Source organism: Mitsuaria sp. CC2 (genome assembly GCF_048957715.1).
Classification (GTDB): domain Bacteria; phylum Pseudomonadota; class Gammaproteobacteria; order Burkholderiales; family Burkholderiaceae_C; genus Roseateles.
Map to the genome: position 1 here is coordinate 171,123 of NZ_JARVXN010000027.1, position 21,221 is coordinate 192,343.

Here is a 21,221-nt window from a genome sequence, read left to right on the forward strand (position 1 = left end):
CAATCGCCCGATTTCGCGTCCCTCATTCGCGGGGGTGCCGCGGGCGCGCGGCATGCCGGGTGGCGCGCTCCTCGCCCCCTGAGGCGCCGGGTTCTTCCGGATGGCCGATGGCGGGGGTCATGGCTTGTCGCTACATTGGTCGGTTCTCGGACCCGGCGCACGCCTCCCCTGAAGGTGGCGCGCGCGGGTCGTCCCTCGCCACTGGAGACCACCATGTCCCGCAAGACCCCCATCGAGCTCTACCGCAACATCGGCATCTCGGCGCACATCGACGCCGGCAAGACGACGACGACGGAGCGCATCCTGTTCTACACCGGGGTCAATCACAAGATCGGTGAAGTGCATGACGGCGCGGCCACGATGGACTGGATGGCGCAGGAGCAGGAGCGCGGCATCACGATCACCTCCGCGGCCACGACCTGCTTCTGGAAGGGCATGGACCGCTCCTATCCCGAGCACCGCATCAACATCATCGACACCCCGGGGCACGTGGACTTCACCATCGAGGTGGAGCGTTCCATGCGCGTGCTGGACGGCGCGGTGATGGTGTACGACTCGGTCGGCGGCGTGCAGCCGCAGTCGGAGACGGTCTGGCGCCAGGCCAACAAGTACAAGGTGCCACGTCTTGCCTTCGTGAACAAGATGGACCGCGTGGGCGCGGACTTCTACCGGGTGCGCCAGATGATGGTGGACCGGCTCAAGGCCAACCCGGTGCCGGTGGTGCTGCCGATCGGCGCGGAAGAGCACTTCAAGGGCGTGATCGACCTGCTCAAGATGAAGGCCATCCTGTGGCATGACGCCACGCAGGGCATGACCTTCGATTACCAGGAGATCCCGCCGGAGCTCAAGGCGCAGGCCGACGAATGGCGCGAGAAGATGGTCGAGGCGGCGGCCGAGGCCGACGAGGAGCTGATGAACAAGTACCTCGAGACCGGCGAGCTGTCGGAGGACGAGATCCGGCGCGCGATCCGCAAGCGCACGATCGCGGGCGAGATCCAGCCCATGCTGTGCGGCACGGCGTTCAAGAACAAGGGCGTGCAGCGGATGCTGGACGCGGTGATCGACTTCATGCCGTCGCCGGTGGACATCCCGCCGGTGCACGGCACCGACGACGACGAGCAGGACACGACGCGCGCGGCCGACGACAACGCGAAATTCAGCGCCCTCGCCTTCAAGCTGATGACCGATCCGTATGTGGGCCAGCTGACCTTCGTGCGGGTGTACTCGGGCATCCTGAAGTCGGGCGACTCGGTCTACAACCCGACGCGCGGCAAGAAGGAGCGCATCGGCCGGATCCTGCAGATGCACGCCAACCAGCGCGAGGAGATCAAGGAGATCCTGGCCGGCGACATCGCCGCCTGCGTGGGCCTGAAGGACGTCACGACCGGCGAGACGCTGTGCGACCCCGAGGCCATCATCACGCTGGAGCGGATGATCTTCCCGGAGCCGGTGATCTCGCAGGCGGTGGAGCCCAAGACCAAGGCGGACCAGGAGAAGATGGGCATCGCGCTCGGGCGTCTCGCGGCGGAGGATCCATCCTTCCGCGTGCGCACGGACGAGGAGTCGGGCCAGACCATCATCTCCGGCATGGGTGAACTCCACCTGGAGATCATCGTGGACCGGATGAAGCGCGAGTTCAGCGTCGAGGCCAACGTCGGCAAGCCGCAGGTGGCGTATCGGGAGACGGTGCGCAAGTCGGTGTCAGACGTGGAAGGCAAGTTCGTGCGCCAGTCCGGTGGCAAGGGCCAGTACGGTCACGTGGTGTTCTCGCTGGACCCGCAGGAGCCGGGCAAGGGCTTCGAGTTCGTCGACGCGATCAAGGGCGGCGTGGTGCCGCGCGAGTTCATTCCGGCGGTGGAGAAAGGCGTCATCGACAGCCTGCCCAACGGCGTGCTGGCGGGTTATCCGGTGGTGGACGTGAAGGTCACGCTGACCTTCGGCTCGTACCACGACGTGGACTCCAACGAGAACGCGTTCAAGATGGCCGCGTCGCTGGGCTTCAAGGAAGCCTGCCGGCGCGCCAGCCCGGTGATCCTGGAGCCGATGATGGCGGTCGAGGTCGAGACGCCCGAGGACTACGCCGGCACGGTGATGGGCGACCTGTCCAGCCGCCGCGGCATGGTGCAGGGCATGGACGACATGGTGGGCGGCGGCAAGATCATCAAGGCGGAAGTGCCGCTGTCGGAGATGTTCGGGTACTCCACCTCGCTGCGCTCGGCCACGCAGGGCCGCGCGACCTACACGATGGAGTTCAAGCACTACTCGGAGGCGCCGAAGAACGTCGCCGACGCGATCATGACCGCTCGCGCCAAGTGATCTGCCGTTGTTGATTGACGCCCGAGGCGTCATACCCGAATGGGCCGCGAGAGCGGCCCATTTGCTTTCAGATGATCTACATCAACGTCTGAGGACCACTCGACGGGACCACCGGTGCCGGAATCGCGGGGATGCAGCCCAAGATCATGGTGCCCGATCGACCCACGATCCCCATCCCCTCCTTGATCGACTGTCGCGCACGGCGCTGGCGGAGCGCTTCCGGGAAGCGATGGGCGACACGCCGCTGAATCATCTGCGCGTGGTTGCGCATGAAGCGCGCCGTGCAGTTGCTGGCGCAGGCGGGGCACAGCCTGGAGGCGGTGGCCGCGGCCGTCGGCCACAAGGATGCGTTCGGGTTCTCGAAGGTGTTCAAGCGCACGGTCGGGCTCTCGCCGAAGGCGTTCCGGCAGCAGGACGCTGCGGAGCGGCAGGATCCGTGGCGCCTGTCGACGGGCTGAATACGCGGGTTCAGGCGAGCCACACGAGACCGTCCACGGCCGCGGTCGACACCACCAGCACGCGCACCGGCTGCGCGTAGGCCGCGCTGTTGGCGCGCAGCGCGGACAGCAGCGCCGCGGCGACGACAGGATCCGGCGCGCGCACCATCAACAGCGTGGCCCGGCGCGGTCGGAAGGATTCGGCGGGCCCCGGCGCACCCTCTCGCCACCAACCGCAATCCCAGGGGTCGTCGGGCTGAGCGCCGCGCTTCGTCATGCACTCGCGCCACAGGATCTGCAAGCGCCACCACAGGCCGCGCCAACGACTCAGACGCGCCAGGTCGCGACTGCCGTCGAGCTCGCAGGCGACTCCGTCCAGCGCGGGATTCGGCGCGATGCCGGCCACACGCAGCGGCTCGGTCAGCGACGGATAGGCGCCGCCTTCGCACCATTCCCGGATCGTCTCAAGCAGCGCAGCATCGACCGTACGGCCAGCGACGTCGACGCTGCCTGCACCGCCCGCGACGAGCGGATCGGGCGGGCTCATCAAAGCGCCGTCGAAGCGACGGGGAAAGCGCATCAGCGTCCGTCCGACCGCCCCGTGCTGGCCGAGGCCGGACGGGACGGGGGAGACACGCCGATGGGAATGACCCGCACGCCGGAGGCGACGGCTCCGGTATCGGCGGGCCGGGCCGCCTGCGGGTGCTTCGCCGGCGAGCTCAGGCGGATGACGGAGAACATGTTGACCACGCCCTGACGCGCTTCGGAGGCGAAGAACAGGCCGCCGATGGCGAGGATGACGGCGGCGAGGCCGGCGATGACTTTGACTGGGGAGATGCGCATCATGATCGGGGCGAAGCGTACCTGAATGCCGATGCGGCCCTGGGCCGTCGTCGATTTCCGATCGCCTCGTTCGTCGTCACGGTATCAACCCTCTGAAAGGACCCTCGATGAAATACCTCGGACTCGCCTACTTCACGCCGGAGAAGTTCGACGAGATGCCGCCCGACGACGTCAAGGCGCTGGTGAGCCAATGCCCGGCGCTGGACGAGAAGATGCGCGCGACCGGCAAGATGCTGGTCTCCGCGTCGCTGGGCGATCTCGACAAGTGGAAGACGCTGCGTCCGCGCGGCGGCAAGACGCAGATCACCGACGGCCCCTACACGGAGTCGAAGGAGGTCGTCGGCGGCCTGTTCATCATCGAGGCGGACAGTCCCGAAGAGGCGCTGCGCATCGCCGCGATGCACCCGGCCGCACAGATCGGCGAAGCGGGAGGCTGGGCCGTCGAGCTCATTCCGACGGACTTCTATCTTTCCCTCTGAGCCTTCGAGATAGACCGGCACCGCGCGACGGCACCCGGGACGACATCGAGCGATGGCGGAAGGAACAGCCTTGAGGACATCCAACGATCGCATCGACAGGTTCGAGGAGAGTCAAAGATGACACTGCTGCTGCTCGGCGCCTCCGGCCTGGTGGGAAGCCATGCGCTGGCACTCGCGCTGGCCGATGACGCGATCTCCGAAGTGATCGCGCCGACTCGCAAGCCGTTGCCTGCGGCCAGCAAGCTGGTGAATCCCGTCTGCCCGCGACTCGATGACTTCGTTTCGATGCTGGCGTCGTACCGGCCGCAGGCGGTGATCTGCGCCTTGGGCACGACCCTGGCCAAGGCCGGGTCGAAAGAGGCGTTCCGGCACGTCGACCACGAACTGCCGATCGCGCTTGCGAAGGCCGCACATGCCGTCGGCGCAGAGACCTTCGGCCTCGTCTCAGCGGTCGGCGCGTCGGCGGACTCCTGGTTCTTCTATACGAGGACCAAGGGAGTAGTGGAACGGGACATCCAGGCCATCGGGTTCCGGTCCTTGACGATCTGCAGGCCCACCCTGATCGGCGGAGAGCGGTCCGAGACGCGGAGCGCCGAAGGCGCGGCGATGGCGCTGACCCGACTGCTCACGCCGATCCTGCCGAAGCGCTTGCGCATCAATCCGGCGAGCAGCATCGCTGCAGCGTTGCTCGACGCTGTGGTGGCAGCACGACCGGGGCTGCGGTGGATCGCATCGGACGAGATGAACTGAGCCTCGGCCGGCCAGGAAGTCGGGCTCCATGAATGGAATGGGCAGGCCTCGTTAGCCAGGGCGCATCGCCACGTGCCACGCGGCCCTGCAGCATCCGGGCGCTTTTGGACCCCTTGATATCCGGCGTCGCCAAACGCAACCTCTCCCGAGGATCCGGGCAATTGATCCAACGCAATCGCCTCGGGCTGAGTCGAGCCTACGCTGAGCCGATCAGCCGGGCACATCGTCGGCTGATCCCGGCGTTTGCCGTCGGGCGCGCGCAAGCGGTGCTGCACGCCCCCAACAAGGAATTGCCATGCACACCATGAAAGCCGCCGTGGTCCACGCCTTCCGTGAGCCGCTCGTCATCGAGGACGTGCCCGTTCCCGAAGTACGGTCCGGCCAGGTCCTCGTGAAGCTCGCCGCCTGCGGCGTCTGTCACACCGACCTGCATGCCGCCGACGGCGACTGGCCGGTCAAACCGCAGCTGCCCTTCATCCCGGGACACGAGGGCGTGGGCACCGTCGCCGCCGTCGGCGCTGGGGTCACGCATGTCCGAGAGGGTGACCGCGTCGGCGTGCCGTGGCTGCACACGGCCTGTGGCCATTGCGAGCATTGCCTCACAGGCTGGGAGACCCTGTGCGATCACCAGCAGATGACCGGCTACAGCGTCAACGGAGGCTTCGCCGAATACGTCCTTGCGGATCCCCACTACGTCGGCCACCTGCCGGCACAGGGCTCGTTCGAGGCGCTTGCGCCGATCCTTTGCGCGGGTCTCACGGTCTACAAGGGATTGAAAGTGCTCGACGCCCGGCCCGGTCAGTGGGTCGCTGTCGTTGGCGCCGGGGGGCTGGGCCACCTGGCCATCCAGTACGCCCGAGCGATGGGCTTCCATGTCGTCGCGGTGGACGTGGACGCCGCCAAGCTTGGCCTGGCCGCAGCGCTGGGGGCAGAGCTTTGCGTCAACGCCGTCGAAGACGATCCCGCCGTCGTCTTGCATCGGGAGCTGCAGGGCGTGCACGGGGCGCTGGTCACCGCCGTGTCGCGGCAGTCGTTCAGCCAATCGCTGGCCATGCTGCGCAAGCGCGGCACCATGTCGATGGTCGGGCTGCCGCCAGGCGATTTCGCGCTGCCGATCTTCGATGTCGTGCTCAACGCGAAGACGGTGCGTGGCTCCATCGTCGGCACACGCCAGGATCTCAACGAGGCGCTGCAGTTCGCCGCGGAGAAGAAGGTCCATGCCGAGACGACCCGACACGCGCTGGAAGACGTCAACGTCATCTTCGACGCGCTCAGAGGCGGTCGCATCGAGGGCCGAGCCGTGCTGAGCTTCGAGTGAAGTGCGGGCCGGCCCCGTGCGAGGAGCACGACATGACCTACAGGACCGTGATGGTGGGCTTGGATGGCGCACCGACCTGCGCCGCGCGCACCGAGGTGGCGATCCACCTGGCGCAGGACTTCGATGCCCACCTGATCGGCGTCGCGCCCACCGGTTTGGTGGACCTGCCGGCCACGCCGGGCGCAGCCGCGCTGCTCGGGGTTCACGCGACGTCCGCCTGGCTGCTGCTGATCGAGCAGGCCGAGGAGGCGGCTGGAAACTTTCGCGCGCGCTGCGAGGCCGCGCGTTTGCCGTCGTTCGAGGCCATCACCGATGAAGGCCCCGTCGCGACCTCGCTGGCCGGCCGCGCCCATTGCACCGACCTGCTGGTGATGAGCCAGCCCGATCCCGCGCGGGCCGGTCACCGGCACGAGCTGTCGACCCTGGAGCAGGTGTTGCTGCATGGCGCGCGGCCGACTTTGCTGGTGCCCTGCACGCATCACGGACCGCTGCGCATGCGGCGCATGCTCATCGGTTGGGACGAGAGCCGAGAAGCCGTACGCGCGATGACCGACGCGCTGCCCTTGCTCCGACGGGCCCAGCAGGTGCTGCTCGCCCATTGGCGGCACGAGCCCGACGGCGGCCGAGCGCTGCAGCGCCTGCACAGCATGCATCAGTGGTTGGCCTTCCAGGGGGTGGACGCGCAACCTCAAGATCTGGTAACCACCCTGCCGATCGGCGAGGCCATGCTGTCAGCCGCCTGCGACCTGGACACCGACCTGATCGTGATGGGGGCCTACAGTCATCCCCGCTGGTCCGAACTCCTGTTCGGGGGAACGTCGAGCGCCTTGCTCAGCACGATGACGGTGCCCGTGCTCATGTCGCATTGACCGGCGCCGCTGGCCGGCTGGTCCCGCGCCGACCCGAGACTCAGTGCGAGACCAGCAGCGGCACGGACGAGGTTTCGAGCATGAAGCGCGTGGTTCGGCCGATCCAGGGCGCACGCCAGGTTTCCCGGCCATAGGCGCCCATCACGACGAGTTTCGGCTCGAGCAGCTCCGCCAGGCACCGGAGCTGGCGCCCAGGTCGTGTCTCGAGGGTGATCGTGCGGCTCACCGCCGCGACACCTTGCCGGCGCAGCCAGTCGCGCAACGGCGGCCACCGATCCGTCAGGCCGGTGCGAGCGGCTCCCAGGGAGATGAGCTGTACCACCTGCACCTGGCCCGCGCGCCGAAGCAGCGGCAGCGCATCGGCCACCGCCCGCGCACAGGCGCCGCTGCCATCCCAGGCGATCAGAACGTTCCGGGTAGACAGTGGCTCGCTCTTCGCCGCGGGGAGGATGAGCACGGGACGAGCCGCCAGGCGAAGCACCACCTCAAGGTCGTCGATGGTGAGCGGCCCGCCCGGCGGGCTCGCCACCGGCTGCGTGACGACCAGCAGGTCCGCGGCGTGACTCGCCAGCACGAGCGCCGCCGAGGTCTGCCCGGCGTCGGGCGCCACATCGCCGCAACGGACCCCCGCGGCATCGCACTGGACGCGCAGGCGCTGGCGCAGGGTGACGCGATCGATCGACCCGGCGTCCGTGGACGATCTCCAGCGCAGCGAAGAGGAGGGGTCGGCCTCGATGCCGGCGGCGTTCGCACCGGCGCTCACGCCCGTGACGCGAGCGTCGAACCAGCGGGCCAGCAACAGCGCCGCGTTGATGCGCCGCTGCGCCGCGGCTCCCAGGCCGACCTGCACGGCGATGGACCGCCATCCGCCAGCGTCCGCGATCATGGCGCGTGACCGGGTTCCTTGACGATCAACACGGGCACCGGCGACAGCCGGGCCACCAGCTCCGCATCGCTGCCGAGCAGTGCGCGGCTGACGCCGCGGCGACCATGGGATCCGATCACGATGAGGCCGGCGCGCTCGCGCACGGCGCGCTCCACAATCGCCTCCGCCGTGCGGCGTCCGCTGGCGTCCAGGATCGTGCTCAGCGCGGACAGGCCGTTCTCCTCCAGGTGTCGGCTGGCGTGCGAAAGGATGGCCTCGGCGGCGGCGCGTTGCGACGAGCGCGACGCCTCAAGCAGGGTCGCGTCCGAGAACTCCACGCTCAGCGGCAGGTCGGACATCACATAGACCAGCTCCAGCTCGGTGGGCTGTCCGCGCAGCAGCATGGCGGCCGCGGCCAGCGCAGCGTTGGCGGGTGGGCTGCCATCAAAGGCAAGTAGCACTTTGCGATACATGGTCGACCTCAGCGAACGATGGGTTGAGGGGCGAAATGGAGACGGGAACGGGAACGGGAACGGCCATGGGTTCCATGAGGACCATTCTGGTGGGGCGTTCGGCAGACCCCTTGCGCTTGCGCAATCCGGCATCGGACGCCCCGCTTCAGGGACACGCGCCGTGTTCTCTGATGCATGTCAAATAGTCTGCTTGTGCGCGAGGAAGGCTGGCTCTAACGTTGCCCTGCGCGCCTCGAAGGCGTGGTGGTCTGCGATGCGTGAGGCGTCCGTTGGCGGACGCTGGATCATCGGACCGGTCAAGGAGCGACGTGATGATGACGACAGGGACTGCCGGCTCGCCGGAAGGCGAGGCCGCGCGTTGCACAGGGATGGATCTGCTGCGCTGGGGCGGCATGCCGGTCGAGGAAGCGAGCTCGTTGCGGGATGTGAGCTTCCCGGTGAAGTGGCTGTCCGCAGGGCAACTGCTGGTGGTGGAGGGGGCGCCGATGGAGAGCCTGTATTTCGTGCGCTCGGGCACGCTGAAGGTGTTCCAGACCGAGTGTGACGGCTACGAGCAGGTCCATGCCTTCGCGCTGAAGGGCGACATCCTCGCGCTGGATGGCCTGCACGACGAGCGCCATGCCACGGCCGCGACGGCGCTGGAGCCGTCCTCCGTGGCCGTGCTGGCGCTGCGGGAGTGGCAACGCGCGACCCGGGAGCATCCGTTGCTGGCGCGCCTGCAGGCCCGAGCAGCAAGCCTGGAGCTGGCCCGGCGCGGCGCCACCTTGCACAACATGGCGGCGGTCGCGGCGGAGGTGCGGCTGGCGCGCTTCCTGCTCCAGCTCTCGGCGCGGCTAGCGCTGCTCGAGTTTCCGCCACGCAAGCTGCGGCTGCGCATGAGCCGGCGCGACATCGCGAGCCTGCTGGGCGTCTCGCACGAGTCGGTCAGCCGCTCGTTGGGCATCCTCGCGACCGAAGGCCTGATCCGGGTGAACCACAGGGAGGTGGACCTCGTGGACGAGGGCGGGCTGGTGGCTCGGCAGAGCACGACCCGTCCGGAGCGCGATGGGCCTCGAGTGCTGGCGCATTGACGGGCAAGGACTGGACGGTGGGCGGTGGCGGGCGGCCCGAGCGGCCGCCCCTTCTTTTGCGTCAGTCCCGTGTCACGAGAAAGACGTACAGGCGGCTGAGCAGCCCCAACATTGCCACCAGCGCCAAGGCCACCCCCACGATCGCGCGCCAGCTCATCGGGCAGTCCCCCCGGCGGCAGGCATGTCCTTGTCCGGCGGGCCGACGAGCAGGACCGGCACAGGGCTGTCGCGCAGCACCACCAGCGCGTCGCTGCCAACCAGCATGCGCGACAGTCCGCGACGCCCGTGCGTGCCCATGACGATCAGGTCGCATGCCAGCTCGCGAGCCTGCCGGACGATCTCCGCACCGGCGTGGGCGTCCAGCGTTTCCTTCAGCACGATAGAAACGGGCAAGTGCGCGTCCTGCACGTCGAGGGCCGCGGCGGCGAGGAGGTCGTTGGCGACCTCGCGCCGGGGCGCCAGTTCAAGTTCCAGCTGTCCGGTGAGCCCGGCATGGCCGAAGAACGGATAGACATCCAGCACGTGCAGCAGCGTGATGCGGGCGTCGAGCGGTGCTGCGAGGGCAATGGCCTCGCGCAGTCCTCTTGCGGCGGTCGCGCTGCCGTCCAGGGGAACAAGGAGAGAGCGGTACATCTGCGGCTACTCGGTTCAGGTGGATGAGGCTTCTGGCGGAGGCCGGCGAACGAGCATCACTGGCACAGGACTCTCGCGCACGACCAGTTCAGCATCGCTGCCCAGCAACAGACGCGACATGCCGCGCCTCCCGTGCGTGCCTATCACGATCAGGTCGCAGGCGGTGTGCGCGGCCTCCGCAACGATGACGTCGGCGATGCGCCCCGCCGGCAGTTCCTTGAGCACCGCCTCGCTGGTGACACCGGCATCGAGTGCCCACAAGCTGGCGTCACCCAGCAACTTGTCGCCCTCCTTGAGCATCTGCCGCCGCACTTCGTCGAAGGCGATTGCGGAGGCGGTCTCCAGCACGGCCGGCCGTTCATTGACGACGTGCAGCAAGACCAGCGTGGCGTGCAGGCCGGTGGCCAGGCGGATCGCCTCCTCCAGGCCTCTGTTGGCGGTGACGCTGCCGTCGATGGGCACGAGGATTCTTTTGTACATGCGGAACTCCCGCGGCCCGGGAACACGGGCTCAGGCCGGGCCGCCAGCGTTGAGCCCCCTCATTCTGGGAAGTGGGAAGCCGCCGCCGATTGAGCAAACGCAGGATTGCCGTCGGGTCGCGCCGCCGCCCGGTCGGCGAACCGGCTGCTGAAGATGCGCCCTCCGCACTGCCATTCGTCATGCCCTCGCAAACCCGGTCGGGTTTCCGAGCAGGCGGCGAATATGCTGCCGGCACTCTTCATCCCAGGGTGCCCCATGACGAACAAGATGCTCACGAAGCAGGCCTCGCCGACGACCGTCCGGACCACTTTCACCGTCACGCCCGCCCGCGCGGGCGTGATCGCTTTCGGGCTGGCGCTGCAGGCCGCGGCCTTCGCGGCCGACGCCCCTGCTTCGGCGCCCTCGCCCGCCACGGCCGCCTCGGCGCCCGCCGCAAAGTGGAACGTCAACCAGCCCCCCGGCGACAAGAAGATCGCCACCATCGACGTGCACACCGGCACCTGGATGTCCGTCGACGTCAGTCCCGACGGCAAGCAGATCGTCTTCGACCTGCTCGGCGACCTCTACGTGATGCCCGTCGGTGGCGGCGAAGCCAAGGCGCTCACGCATTCGATCGCCTGGGAGATGCAACCCCGCTTCTCCCCCGACGGCAAGCAGATCGCCTTCGTCTCCGACGCCGGCGGCGGCGACAACATCTGGGTCATGAACGCCGACGGCTCCAACGCCCGCGCGATCTCGACCGAAGACTTCCGCCTGCTCAACAACCCCGTCTGGCATCCGAGCGGCAAATACATCGCCGCCCGCAAGCACTTCACCGGCACCCGCTCGCTGGGCAGCGGCGAAATCTGGCTCTACCACGTCGACGGCGGCAAGGGCCAGCAGCTCAACGAAAAGCCGAACTGGCAGAAGGACCTCGGCGAACCCGCGCTGTCGCCCGACGGCAAGTTCCTCTACTACTCGCAGGACAGCACGCCCGGGCGCCAGTTCGAATACAACAAGGACAGCACCGGCGAGATCTTCCGCATCTATCGCCAGGACCTGACCGACGGCACCAGCGAGCCCTTCGTCACCGGCCCCGGCGGCGCGATCCGCCCGACGCCCTCCCCCGACGGGAAGTACCTCGCCTTCATCCGCCGCCTGCGCGACGCCACGGGCAGCCGCACCACGCTGTTCCTCAAGGATCTGAAGACCGGTCGCGAGTTCCCCGCCTGGACCGGCATGGAACGCGACCTGCAGGAGTCCTGGTCCGTCCACGGCGTCTACCCCGGCATCGCGTGGATGCCCGATTCCAGGCAGGTCGTGGCGTGGGCGCAGGGCAAGCTGTGGCGCATCGATCCCTTCAAGTCCAGCGCCGCCGAGATCCCCTTCCACGTGAAGGACGAGCGCCAGGTCACGCCCGCGCTGCGCTTCGCGCATGAGGTCGCGCCCGCGACCTTCGACTCGAAGATGCTGCGCTGGGTCAAGGTCTCGCCGGACGGCAAGCGCGTGGTGTTCTCCTCCGCCGGCTACCTCTACGCGAGCGAACTGCGCGACGGCCAGCCGGTCGGCGAGGCGAAACGCCTCACGTCGCAGACTGAGCGCTTCGAATACTTCCCGGCGTTCTCGCGCGACGGGAAGCAGCTCGTCTACGTGAGCTGGAACGACGCCGACCAGGGCCGCGTGCGCGTGCTCGACCTCGCCGGCGGTCGCGATACCGTCGTCACGCCGGAGGCGGGCAAGTACCTGTCGCCGGCGTTCTCGCCGGACGGCAGGACCGTCGCCTACCAGAAGGCCAAGGGCGGCTTCCTGACCTCGCCCTGGAACAGCCTGGAACCCGGTGTCTACGTCGCCGCCGCCGACGGCAAGGGCCGGCCGCGCCGCGTCACCAAGGACGGCGAGGCGCCGCAGTTCGGCGCCGACGGAGAGACGCTCTACGTCACCCGCAAGCAGACGACGGGCGAGGTCGACTCGAATCATCAGCTGGTCCGCCTCAACCTCGTCGAGCGCAGCGAGTTCGCCGTCGCCAAGAGCGAGTTCGCGACCCGCTTCACCGTGTCGCCGGACGGCCAGTGGCTGGGCTTCACCGAACGCTTCCACACCTACGTCACGCCGCTCGCGCCCGCGGGCAAGCTGCAGATGGTGGGACCGAAGGCCGAGGCGATGCCGGTCAGGAAGCTCGACGTCAACGCGGGCGACGACCTCCAGTGGTCGGGCGACGGCAAGTCGCAGCCGTACGCGCTGCATTACGCGCTCGGCAACGAGCTGTTCACCGTGCCGCTGACGCAGGCGCTGCAGCCGGGCTTCAAGCCGGCGGAGCGCGGCGCGACCATCCAGCTCACGCTGACCGCCGACAAGCCCAAGGGCCGGATCGCGATCGTCGGCGCCCGCATCGTCACGATGAGCGCGAGCAAACCCGATGAAGTGATCGAGGACGGCGCCATCCTGGTCGACGGCGACCGCATCGCGGCGATCGGGCCGCGCGCGTCGATGACCATCCCGGCGGGCACGGAGACGATCCAGGCGGCCGGCAAGACGGTGATCCCCGGCCTGATCGACGCGCACTGGCACGGCACCATGGCCGAGAGCGAGATCATCCCGCAGCAGAGCTGGATCAACTACGCGTCGCTGGCCTTCGGTCTGACGACGCTGCACGACCCGTCCAACCGCACCAGCGACATCTACACGCAGTCGGAGATGCAGCGCACGGGCCGCGTGGTGGGACCGCGCATCTTCTCGACCGGCACGGTGCTGTACGGCGCCAAGGCCGATTTCTCCGCGGTGATCAACAGCCTGGAGGACGCGCAGACCCATCTGAAGCGGCTGAAGTCGGCCGGCGCGATCAGCGTGAAGAGCTACAACCAGCCGCGGCGCGACCAGCGCCAGCAGGTGCTCGAAGCGGCACGCGAGACCGGCATGATGGTCGTGCCGGAAGGCGGTTCGCTGTTCCAGCTCAACATGTCGATGGTGGTCGACGGCCACACCGGCGTGGAGCACGCGCTGCCGGTCGGCAAGGTCTACGACGACGTCAAGCAGTTGTGGCCGCAGACCCAGGTCGGCTACACGCCGACGCTGAACGTCGCCTACGGCGGCCTGGACGGCGAGCACTACTGGTACGCGCGCACGGACGTGTGGCGCCATCCGATCCTCAGCAAGTTCGTGCCCAAGGCCGTGCTGGAACCGCGCAGCGTGCGCCGCGAAACGGCGCCGGAAGAGGACTTCAACGTCATCCAGGTCGCGAAGACCGCGACCGAGCTGCAACGCGCGGGCGTGTCGGTGAACATCGGCGCGCACGGCCAGCGTGAGGGCCTGGGCGCGCATTGGGAGATGTGGATGATGGGACTGGGCGGGATGACCTCGCTGGAGGCCATCCGCACCGCGACGCTCAACCCGGCGCGCTATCTCGGCCTGGACAAGGACATCGGCTCACTGGAGCCGGGCAAGCTCGCGGACCTGGTGATCCTCGACGGCGACGTGCTGAAGGACATCCGCCAGAGTGATCGCATCTCGCAAGTCATGCAAGGCGGACGCGTCTTCGACATCCCGTCGATGAACGAGGTCTGGCCGGCGAAGAAGCCGCGCAAGCCGTTCTTCTTCGACGGGGTGAATGCGAGCGCGCCGGTGGATGCGGCGGCGGCAGGTGTCGAAGAGGGGCATGGGCACGGGGATTGAGCCATCAGGCAACGATGAGCCCACCGTCTGCGAAGGCCGCAGTGGATCGGATCAGATCAGCCAGGCGGAGGTGCCGCCGTCGGAGATGTTCGCCTACTGCGACCATAGCAACCCCAGCGCCGCCTCGGCGATCGCCTCGATCTGCGCTTGCTGATCGAACGTCGCATGCCGCTCGGCGAAGGCGCGCGCCTGTGCGACGAAGGCGGGCTCGTGCAGCAGCCGCCGCACGGCCGTCGTCAATGGGCCGGAACCCTTCATGCCGTTGGCATTGATCGCCGCGCCGGTGCGCGCGACCTGCGTCGCCATCAGCGCCTGCTCCAGATGCATCGGCAGCATCAGCACCGGCACGCCGGCTGTCAGCCCCTGCACGATGGTCGCCTCGCCGGCATGCGTGACCATCAGCCGGGCGTCCTTCATCGCCGCCGCGACGTCCACCGGCGCCTTCGCGTAGCGGATCAGCGGCGAGCTGACGGGAGGTGCCCGTCCCGCAGCGACCTCGGGCATGTAGCACAAGGTCCGGCATCCTGCCGCGTCCAGCGCCCGGAGCGCATCGACGCTGGCAGGGTGCCCGGCTTTCAGGTAGGCGAAGGCGCGTGGCCCCTCCCCGTCGTTCCACGCGGGCGGCTCGCCGCCCCGGGTCATGAAGCTCGGTCCGAGCCATCGCTGTCCGGGCGGCAGCGCGTCGCGGCCGTAGTGGTCGAGCTCCGGCCACGTGCAGAGCAGCGGCGCGTCGCCGCAGAACAGCGTCGATACGCGCGCCAGTGGCGCGCGCCCAGCGGCGCCCAGTACTGCGTTGACCGTCTCGAGCACGCGCGCGTCCGCCTGCTGCAGCCGCTGCGGCGACACGGCCGCGTCGGTCAGGAAGGACGGCATCGGATGCACATCCGGCGGCATGTAGAAGCCCAGTCCCACCGTGATCGACGGCAAGCCGAGCACTCGCGCCGCCAGCACCGCCGTGGGCGCGTAGTCGCCGATCACCGCGTCCGCGACTATCGTCTCCAACGCCGAGGTCCAGCCGCCCACCAGCCCGGACAGCGTGGCGGCGAGCAGGTAGCCATGACCGAGCAGGATCTCCGACAAGCTCACCAGCGGATCCGGCAGACCGTTGACCTGATGCAGCCAGACCGGTCCCTGCAGCGCCGGCAGTCCCAGTTCCCGCAGCAACCCGCCCGACTGGACCAGGTCCCTCACCATCAGCACGCAACGATGGCCGCGCGCCTCCAGGGCTTTCGCGATCGGTATTAGCCGCCCCACATGACCCAGCCCCGCACCGAGCTCCCAACACAGCACGAACGTCTTCACGCCGACTCGTCTCCCCGCTGGGGCATCAGCGCATCACAGGCACAGGCACAGGCACGGGTACGGGCACGGGTACGGGTACGGGTACGGGTACGGGGATTGATCACGGAAAGATCGTGTCGGGAGGTAGAAGTCCCAGAGTCGGTGCAGGCATCTCCGGGCGCCTGAAGTCGAAGCTGAAGAGCGCGGACGACTCGGACGCATTGCCGGCAACGTCCGTCTGCGTCGCTTCGCGGATGTGCATGGGAAATGGTCTCCAATCCGTCTTCAGCGGAAGCTCGAACGAATCGCCGCTCATCGAATGAGAATTGGGTTCTTCCGTTTGTCCGGCTCGCCCGCCATACATGACCCAACTCATGCTGTTTCCCTGTTCGAAACCGTCGAAGACGATCACGGGGTCGGTAGAGAACGGAACGCCACGTTCGTCCGTCCCCTCAGAGGATTTCAACCTGGGGACAACGGGCTTCACCTCGGTATCGAGGACAAAGGAGAAAGACGACAGTCCGCTGTCTTTGTCTCCGCTTTGCTGCTTGACCCACACGGTCTTCTGGCCATCCGCGCCCAATTCGCGAGCCGGGATCTCGTTGCCGTCACCAACTCGCCACGAGCGCCCCTCGTCAAGGCTGAACTGCCAGATCGCCGCCTCGTTCAGACCGGAGACGCTCAAAGTCCCGTCTTTCGTGATGCCGTCGTGCTTGTGAGACCCGTCCACGGCCACCTCAGTCCCCGAGGCGCCGTCGTAACGGGTACGAGCGGTATCGTTCTTCAGTGACAAGCGCGGTGCCCCGGTGTCCAGCGTGAATGTCAAGGACGTCGCGTCGCTGACATTCCCCGCCTGATCGGTCTGGTCCACCTGCACCTTGTGGTCGCCGTCGAACCTGATATCCGAGATTTCCGACCCGTGACCCACGTGCCAGGTCTTGCCACCATCCAGGCTGTAGCGCCATGAGGCGCCCTGCTCCAGTCCCGACACCGTGATCGTCGAGTCACTCGTGACCCCATCGTTGGCGTCGGAACCCGTGTCGCGCTTCAGCGCCAGCGTGGGACGGGCAGGCGGTGTCGTGTCGACTTCGATCGGAGGAACGATCTTCGGCTCAACCTTGGGTTCGATCTTCGGCTCGACGGTCGGATCGACGATGCCCGGCACCTGGGTGCCAGGTCCCCGCGTGCCCACCCCTTCCACGGGATCCGGCGACTTCGTCATCGGGATCTTGGGCAGCGTGACCGCAGGCTCGCGTGTCTCCGGAATCAATGTACCGGTCGCGGGAGGCGACACGGGTCTCGCCACGACGACGTCGCCCGTCGGGGCGATCTCCCCCCCACCGGAGCCGCCACGCAGGCCCGCTGCCACCACGCCGGCGACGCCGACACCCACCAGACCGATCAAGCCCTCGACCGTCTCCAGGCCACGTCCGTCAGGACCGTCTTCCACCATGGCCGCCGGCGGCGACTCCTGCCCGGCATCGGCTGCCGCTTTGGCGACGGGGAGGCTCTCGTCGCCGCCCTCTCCCGGCTTGCGCTTGCGCGCCGGCTTGGCGCGATGGAGGGGCTGGTTCACTGCTTGGCGTTCTGACATCGGCATCGGCTCTCAGGAATTGGGAAGACGATGAGTTTGTCGGTAGGGACGCCATCCGGCACTCGCGTGCAGACTCGCTTTCCGATATCAGGCATGCCTTGTCCAAGGCCACGACGACGTTGATGTGTCAGCCCTGTTCGACCTCATGAAGGGAATCGCGAAACTCAGTCAGCCGTCCGCCTTCAGCCGACCGTCGGCGGTGTTTGCAACTCCCCCAATGCCTTCACGGCCGCCTCCACGTCCTTGACCCTGCCGACGATCCTGTCGAGCTGTCGCAGGTGGGCGGCGTTCAGCCGCCAGTCGTCGAAGCTGGAGAACGGGAAGTAGGACGTGTAGTGCCCCGGCTCGCGCACGCTCTTGGACACGCGCGTGCCGGCGCCTATCGTCGTGCCGTCGGCGATCGAGAGGTGTCCCACCACCATCGCCGCGCCGCCGATCAGGCAGCGGGCGCCGATCCGCGTGCTGCCCGCGATGCCCGCACAGCCCGCGATCGCCGTGTGGTCGCCGATGCGCACGTTGTGCGCGATCTGCACCAGGTTGTCGATGCGCACGTCGCGCCCGATCACCGTGTCCGTGAGCGTGCCCCGATCGATCGCCGAATTCGCGCCGATCTCGGCATCGTCGCCGATGACCACACCCCCGCGCTGCGGGATGCGGCACCAGTGCCCGCCGTCCTTGCCCTCGCCCCCGTTCCAGGCCATGCCGAAGCCGTCCGCGCCGATCACGGCGCCGCTGTAGATCGTCACCCGCCGACCGATCGCGCAGCCGTCGTGCACCACGACGCGCGGATGCAGCACCGAATCGTCCCCGATGCGGACGTCATCGCCGATCACCACGCCAGCATGGATCACGCAGCGCTCGCCGATCGTCACGCGGTCGCCGATGCAGGCCAGCGCGCGGACCTCCGTCGAGGCGGCGATCATGCCGTCGATCCCGATCACCGCACGCGGATCCACGCCGCCGCGCGCCGGCGCCGACGGATACATCAGCGAGGCGGCCCGCGCAAAGTAGAGATAGGGATCCGGCGTCAGGATCAGGCTGCGCCCCGCCGCAGCCGCAACGTCGGCGCACGCCGGCGGCACGATCAAGGCCGCGGACCGGCAGGTCGCGAGTTCCGGCAGGTGCTTGGGCGACACCAGGAATGACAGCTCGTCCGCCGCCGCCCCCTCCAGCGCCGCGATGCCGCGCACGTCGCGGTCCTTGCCGCGCAGCCTGCCGCCCAGCAGCCGCACCAGCTCCGAGAGCCGCCAGACCCGTGTCGCCGCCGGCCCCGTCGTTCGGGGTCCGGCCCTGTCGTCCGCGTCCGATATCGTCATCTGCTTCGCCTTTCGAGCATCGAAAGGCCAGCAGTCTGCGCAGCCGGCGCCGGTTTGACACTGGCGGATCCGCGCGCAACCGCAGTCGCCGCCTGGCCGATCAGCGGTGCGGCCTCCTCAAGTCGAGCGCGTCGGTTCGCCAGAAGACCGACACGCCGCCATCAGGCCTTGCCGGTCGAACCGAAACCGCCCTCGCCGCGCGAGGACGCGTCGAAGTCGTCGACCACGCGGAAGCTCGGCTGCACCACCGGCACGATCACCATCTGCGCGATGCGCTCCATCGGCTGGATCGTGAACACATCCTTGCCGCGGTTCCACACGCTGACCATCAGCTGGCCCTGGTAGTCCGAGTCGATCAGGCCGACGAGGTTGCCCAGCACCACGCCGTGCTTGTGACCCAGTCCCGAGCGCGGCAGGATCATCGCGGCCAGGCCCGCGTCGCCGATATGGATGGCCAGGCCGGTCGGCACCAGCACGGTGTCGCCGGGCGCCAGCGTGATCGCCTCGTCCAGGCAGGCGCGCAGGTCCAGGCCGGCGCTGCCGGTCGTCGCGTAGGCGGGGAGCTGCTCGGCCATGCGGCGGTCGAGCACCTTCAGATCGATGGTGGTCATGGAATCAGTCGGAAAGGAAGTCCTGGCAATCTGAAGGGCCGCGACGGCTTCAGGTGCCGTAAGTGGTCAGCCGCTGCGCGATCTCGCGCACCAGCTCGCGCGCCAGGGTCAGCTTGTCGGCGCGCGAGAGCTCGCGCTCGCCGCGCGCGTCGACCAGCGTCAGCGCATTGTCGTCCTGGCCGAAGGCCTGCGGACCGATGTTGGCCACGATCAGCGGCACGTTCTTGCGCTGGCGCTTCTCGCGCGCATGCTTGATGAGGTCCTGGCTCTCCGCCGCGAAGCCGACGCACAGCGGCGGATGCGGCATGGCGGCGACGGTCGCCAGGATGTCGGGGTTCTCCGCCAGGTCCAGCGCGGGCGCGACCGCCTCGCCCGCCTTGGCGTTCTTCTTGATCTTGTGTTCGGCCGTCTGCGCCGGGCGCCAGTCCGCGACCGCCGCGGTCGCGACAAACACCTGGTGCGTGGCCGCGCGCGGCAGCACCGCATCCAGCATCTCGCGCGCGCTCAGCACGTCGATGCGCGTGACGCCCAGCGGCGTCGGCAGGTGCACCGGACCGGCGATCAACGTCACCTCGGCGCCCGCCTCCGCCGCCGCGCGCGCGACGGCGAAACCCATCTTGCCGCTGGAGCGGTTGGTGATGCCGCGCACCGGATCGATCGCCTCGTAGGTCGGTCCGGCCGTGATCAGCAGCTTGCGTCCGGCCAGCACCTTCGGCTGGAAATGCGAGACCACGTGCTCCAGCAACTGCATCGGCTCGAGCATGCGGCCGTCGCCGACCTCGCCGCAGGCCTGGTCGCCGGACCCCACGCCCATCACCAGCGCACCGTCCGCCTGCACCTGCGCCAGATTGCGCTGCGTGGCGGGGTGCGCCCACATCTCGCGGTTCATCGCGGGGGCCAGCAGCAGCGCGCACTTGTGCGCCGGACGCGCCAGCGCCGTCAGCGACAGCAGGTCGTCCGCGCGGCCCTGCGCCAGCTTGGCGATGAAGTCCGCGCTGGCCGGCGCGACCACCATCACGTCGGCTTCGCGCGTGAGGTTGATGTGCGCCATGTTGTTGTCGGGGCGCGCATCCCACTGGCTGGTGAAGACCGGGCGGTTGGACAGCGCCTGCATCGTCACCGGCGTGATGAAGGCCTCCGCGGCCTCCGTCATGATGACCTGCACCGTGGCGCCGGCCTTCACGAACAGCCGCGTCAGCTCGGCGATCTTGTAGCAGGCGATGCCGCCGGACAGGCCCAGGAGGACGTGCCGGCCGGCGAGGGAGTTGGATTCGGACATAGAGAGGAACTCTACCAGCGCGACCTTTTGGCGATCCCTGAAAGGCCTTGCAGGTCCGGCCGTGCCTGACCTTTGTCACGTGGGGCGCCGCCCCGACGGGCGGGATGCGGAGCGAGGACCCGCGAACCCGGGACACCGGCCCGCGGCGCGCGGGTCAGGCCTTGCGCTTGAACACCAGGTCCCAGACGCCGTGACCCAGTTTCAGGCCCCGGTTCTCGAACTTGGTCAGCGGGCGGTACTCGGGCTTGTCGGCGTAACCGTCCGCGCGGGTCGAGGTGTTCACCAGGTCCGGATCGCCGCTGAGCACCTCCAGCATCTGCTGGGCGTAGGGCTCCCAGTCGGTGGCCAGATGCAGGTAGCCGCCGGGGGCCACGTGTTGCACCAGCTTGGCGATGAACGGCGGCTGGACCAGCCGGCGCTTGTTGTGGCGCTTCTTGTGCCAGGGATCGGGGAAGTAGATGTGCACGCCCGCGAGCGATCCCTTGGGAATCATCGCGCCCAGCACCTCGAACGCGTCGTGCTGGAAGATGCGGATGTTGGCGATGTCCTGCTCGCCGATCAGCTTGAGCAGCGCGCCGACGCCGGGTTCGTGCACCTCGCAGCCGATGAAATCGATGTCGGGCAGCGCCTGCGCGATCTGGGCGGTGGCCGCCCCCATGCCGAAACCGATCTCGAAAACCACCGGCGCCTGGCGGCCGAAGGCCGCCTCGTAGTCGAGCGCCTCGTCCTTGAACGGCAGCACGAACCTGGGTCCGAGTTCCGCGAGCGCCCTCACCTGACCAGTGCCCATGCGCCCAGGGCGCACGACGAAGCTGCGGATGCGCGCCTTCGGGTGGTTGACGCCCTCGCCCGCCGGCGATTCGCTCGCGTTGATGCTGTCGCTGTCGATGGGATCGTCGATGGAGTCGATGGAATCGGACATGTCGTGAATCAGGAATCGAGGGCCGGGATTCTAGCGA

At 68.4% G+C, this 21,221-nt stretch carries 20 protein-coding genes; 8 read left to right on the top strand and 12 right to left on the bottom strand.

Annotation, left to right across the window (positions count from 1 at the left end):
* Positions 1 to 213 precede the first annotated feature (213 nt).
* Complete coding sequence (gene fusA, locus PV762_RS18460) at positions 214 to 2,316, top strand: elongation factor G (RefSeq protein WP_421036459.1); 2,103 nt, start codon at positions 214 to 216, stop codon at positions 2,314 to 2,316.
* Positions 2,317 to 2,585: 269 nt separating this feature from the next.
* On the top strand, positions 2,586 to 2,774 hold the full coding sequence (locus tag PV762_RS18465) for a helix-turn-helix domain-containing protein (RefSeq protein WP_421036460.1): 189 nt from the start codon (positions 2,586 to 2,588) through the stop codon (positions 2,772 to 2,774).
* A gap of 10 nt (positions 2,775 to 2,784) precedes the next feature.
* Here PV762_RS18465 and PV762_RS18470 read toward each other — a convergent pair whose 3' ends face one another.
* Entirely contained in the window at positions 2,785 to 3,333 is a 549-nt protein-coding gene (locus PV762_RS18470; RefSeq protein ID WP_421036461.1) for a hypothetical protein, read from the bottom strand.
* Positions 3,333 to 3,599 (bottom strand): hypothetical protein, encoded by a 267-nt coding sequence (locus PV762_RS18475; protein ID WP_421036462.1) that lies wholly within the window; start codon positions 3,597 to 3,599, stop codon positions 3,333 to 3,335. Before PV762_RS18475 ends, PV762_RS18470 begins: the two co-directional genes overlap by 1 nt.
* Positions 3,600 to 3,703: 104 nt before the next feature.
* Between PV762_RS18475 and PV762_RS18480 the strand changes: the two genes are divergently transcribed.
* The 4 genes from PV762_RS18480 (at position 3,704) to PV762_RS18495 (ending at position 7,012) form a co-directional block, all read left to right on the top strand.
* A complete protein-coding gene (locus tag PV762_RS18480; RefSeq protein ID WP_421036463.1) occupies positions 3,704 to 4,075 on the top strand; it encodes a YciI family protein in 372 nt (123 codons plus the stop codon).
* Positions 4,076 to 4,192: 117 nt separating this feature from the next.
* Positions 4,193 to 4,825, top strand: a complete 633-nt coding sequence (locus PV762_RS18485; RefSeq protein ID WP_421036464.1) for an NAD-dependent epimerase/dehydratase family protein — start codon at positions 4,193 to 4,195, stop codon at positions 4,823 to 4,825.
* Between the two features lie 295 nt (positions 4,826 to 5,120).
* Positions 5,121 to 6,143: a zinc-dependent alcohol dehydrogenase gene (locus PV762_RS18490; RefSeq protein WP_421036465.1), complete on the top strand. Its 1,023-nt coding sequence runs from the start codon at positions 5,121 to 5,123 to the stop codon at positions 6,141 to 6,143.
* A 32-nt stretch (positions 6,144 to 6,175) separates the two neighbouring features.
* The gene (locus tag PV762_RS18495) at positions 6,176 to 7,012 is read left to right on the top strand and encodes a universal stress protein (protein WP_421036466.1); all 837 of its coding nucleotides are present in this window, start codon (positions 6,176 to 6,178) and stop codon (positions 7,010 to 7,012) included.
* Positions 7,013 to 7,052: 40 nt separating this feature from the next.
* Here PV762_RS18495 and PV762_RS18500 read toward each other — a convergent pair whose 3' ends face one another.
* Complete coding sequence (locus tag PV762_RS18500; RefSeq protein ID WP_421036467.1) at positions 7,053 to 7,898, bottom strand: universal stress protein; 846 nt, start codon at positions 7,896 to 7,898, stop codon at positions 7,053 to 7,055.
* Positions 7,895 to 8,350: a universal stress protein gene (locus tag PV762_RS18505; RefSeq protein WP_421036468.1), complete on the bottom strand. Its 456-nt coding sequence runs from the start codon at positions 8,348 to 8,350 to the stop codon at positions 7,895 to 7,897. The genes PV762_RS18500 and PV762_RS18505 overlap by 4 nt, the downstream gene beginning before the upstream one ends.
* A gap of 314 nt (positions 8,351 to 8,664) precedes the next feature.
* Between PV762_RS18505 and PV762_RS18510 the strand changes: the two genes are divergently transcribed.
* On the top strand, positions 8,665 to 9,420 hold the full coding sequence (locus PV762_RS18510; RefSeq protein ID WP_421036469.1) for a Crp/Fnr family transcriptional regulator: 756 nt from the start codon (positions 8,665 to 8,667) through the stop codon (positions 9,418 to 9,420).
* A 153-nt stretch (positions 9,421 to 9,573) separates the two neighbouring features.
* Here PV762_RS18510 and PV762_RS18515 read toward each other — a convergent pair whose 3' ends face one another.
* Together PV762_RS18515 and PV762_RS18520 are read right to left on the bottom strand one after the other, a co-directional pair.
* Entirely contained in the window at positions 9,574 to 10,053 is a 480-nt protein-coding gene (locus PV762_RS18515; protein WP_421036470.1) for a universal stress protein, read from the bottom strand.
* Positions 10,054 to 10,068: 15 nt separating this feature from the next.
* Positions 10,069 to 10,533, bottom strand: a complete 465-nt coding sequence (locus tag PV762_RS18520) for a universal stress protein (RefSeq protein ID WP_421036471.1) — start codon at positions 10,531 to 10,533, stop codon at positions 10,069 to 10,071.
* A 255-nt stretch (positions 10,534 to 10,788) separates the two neighbouring features.
* Between PV762_RS18520 and PV762_RS18525 the strand changes: the two genes are divergently transcribed.
* Complete coding sequence (locus tag PV762_RS18525) at positions 10,789 to 14,181, top strand: amidohydrolase family protein (RefSeq protein WP_421036472.1); 3,393 nt, start codon at positions 10,789 to 10,791, stop codon at positions 14,179 to 14,181.
* 93 nt (positions 14,182 to 14,274) lie between these two features.
* Here PV762_RS18525 and PV762_RS18530 read toward each other — a convergent pair whose 3' ends face one another.
* From PV762_RS18530 to trmB, 6 genes are all read right to left on the bottom strand, one after another.
* Positions 14,275 to 15,483, bottom strand: coding sequence for a glycosyltransferase (locus PV762_RS18530; protein WP_421036473.1), 1,209 nt, complete (start codon positions 15,481 to 15,483; stop codon positions 14,275 to 14,277).
* 100 nt (positions 15,484 to 15,583) lie between these two features.
* Entirely contained in the window at positions 15,584 to 17,062 is a 1,479-nt protein-coding gene (locus PV762_RS18535; RefSeq protein ID WP_421036474.1) for an Ig-like domain-containing protein, read from the bottom strand.
* Between the two features lie 176 nt (positions 17,063 to 17,238).
* Positions 17,239 to 18,372, bottom strand: a complete 1,134-nt coding sequence (lpxD, locus tag PV762_RS18540; protein ID WP_421036475.1) for a UDP-3-O-(3-hydroxymyristoyl)glucosamine N-acyltransferase — start codon at positions 18,370 to 18,372, stop codon at positions 17,239 to 17,241.
* A gap of 161 nt (positions 18,373 to 18,533) precedes the next feature.
* Positions 18,534 to 18,983 (bottom strand): dUTP diphosphatase, encoded by a 450-nt coding sequence (dut, locus tag PV762_RS18545; protein WP_421036476.1) that lies wholly within the window; start codon positions 18,981 to 18,983, stop codon positions 18,534 to 18,536.
* A gap of 49 nt (positions 18,984 to 19,032) precedes the next feature.
* Positions 19,033 to 20,262, bottom strand: a complete 1,230-nt coding sequence (gene coaBC, locus PV762_RS18550; RefSeq protein WP_421036477.1) for a bifunctional phosphopantothenoylcysteine decarboxylase/phosphopantothenate--cysteine ligase CoaBC — start codon at positions 20,260 to 20,262, stop codon at positions 19,033 to 19,035.
* A 154-nt stretch (positions 20,263 to 20,416) separates the two neighbouring features.
* A complete protein-coding gene (trmB, locus tag PV762_RS18555) occupies positions 20,417 to 21,184 on the bottom strand; it encodes a tRNA (guanosine(46)-N7)-methyltransferase TrmB (protein ID WP_421036478.1) in 768 nt (255 codons plus the stop codon).
* Positions 21,185 to 21,221: the final 37 nt, after the last annotated feature.

Bases quoted from the DNA above. Each gene is read 5' to 3' on its own strand.
- coaBC (WP_421036477.1), bottom strand. From the start codon at position 20,262: ATGTCCGAATCCAACTCCCTCGCCGGCCGGCACGTCCTCCTGGGCCTG.
- PV762_RS18480 (WP_421036463.1), top strand. From the start codon at position 3,704: ATGAAATACCTCGGACTCGCCTACTTCACGCCGGAGAAGTTCGACGAG.
- PV762_RS18490 (WP_421036465.1), top strand. From the start codon at position 5,121: ATGCACACCATGAAAGCCGCCGTGGTCCACGCCTTCCGTGAGCCGCTC.
- PV762_RS18510 (WP_421036469.1), top strand. From the start codon at position 8,665: ATGACGACAGGGACTGCCGGCTCGCCGGAAGGCGAGGCCGCGCGTTGC.
- PV762_RS18500 (WP_421036467.1), bottom strand. From the start codon at position 7,898: ATGATCGCGGACGCTGGCGGATGGCGGTCCATCGCCGTGCAGGTCGGC.
- PV762_RS18525 (WP_421036472.1), top strand. From the start codon at position 10,789: ATGACGAACAAGATGCTCACGAAGCAGGCCTCGCCGACGACCGTCCGG.
- trmB (WP_421036478.1), bottom strand. From the start codon at position 21,184: ATGTCCGATTCCATCGACTCCATCGACGATCCCATCGACAGCGACAGC.
- PV762_RS18465 (WP_421036460.1), top strand. From the start codon at position 2,586: ATGAAGCGCGCCGTGCAGTTGCTGGCGCAGGCGGGGCACAGCCTGGAG.
- PV762_RS18470 (WP_421036461.1), bottom strand. From the start codon at position 3,333: ATGCGCTTTCCCCGTCGCTTCGACGGCGCTTTGATGAGCCCGCCCGAT.
- fusA (WP_421036459.1), top strand. From the start codon at position 214: ATGTCCCGCAAGACCCCCATCGAGCTCTACCGCAACATCGGCATCTCG.
- PV762_RS18485 (WP_421036464.1), top strand. From the start codon at position 4,193: ATGACACTGCTGCTGCTCGGCGCCTCCGGCCTGGTGGGAAGCCATGCG.
- PV762_RS18520 (WP_421036471.1), bottom strand. From the start codon at position 10,533: ATGTACAAAAGAATCCTCGTGCCCATCGACGGCAGCGTCACCGCCAAC.
- PV762_RS18505 (WP_421036468.1), bottom strand. From the start codon at position 8,350: ATGTATCGCAAAGTGCTACTTGCCTTTGATGGCAGCCCACCCGCCAAC.
- PV762_RS18475 (WP_421036462.1), bottom strand. From the start codon at position 3,599: ATGATGCGCATCTCCCCAGTCAAAGTCATCGCCGGCCTCGCCGCCGTC.
- dut (WP_421036476.1), bottom strand. From the start codon at position 18,983: ATGACCACCATCGATCTGAAGGTGCTCGACCGCCGCATGGCCGAGCAG.
- lpxD (WP_421036475.1), bottom strand. From the start codon at position 18,372: ATGACGATATCGGACGCGGACGACAGGGCCGGACCCCGAACGACGGGG.
- PV762_RS18535 (WP_421036474.1), bottom strand. From the start codon at position 17,062: ATGCCGATGTCAGAACGCCAAGCAGTGAACCAGCCCCTCCATCGCGCC.
- PV762_RS18495 (WP_421036466.1), top strand. From the start codon at position 6,176: ATGACCTACAGGACCGTGATGGTGGGCTTGGATGGCGCACCGACCTGC.
- PV762_RS18515 (WP_421036470.1), bottom strand. From the start codon at position 10,053: ATGTACCGCTCTCTCCTTGTTCCCCTGGACGGCAGCGCGACCGCCGCA.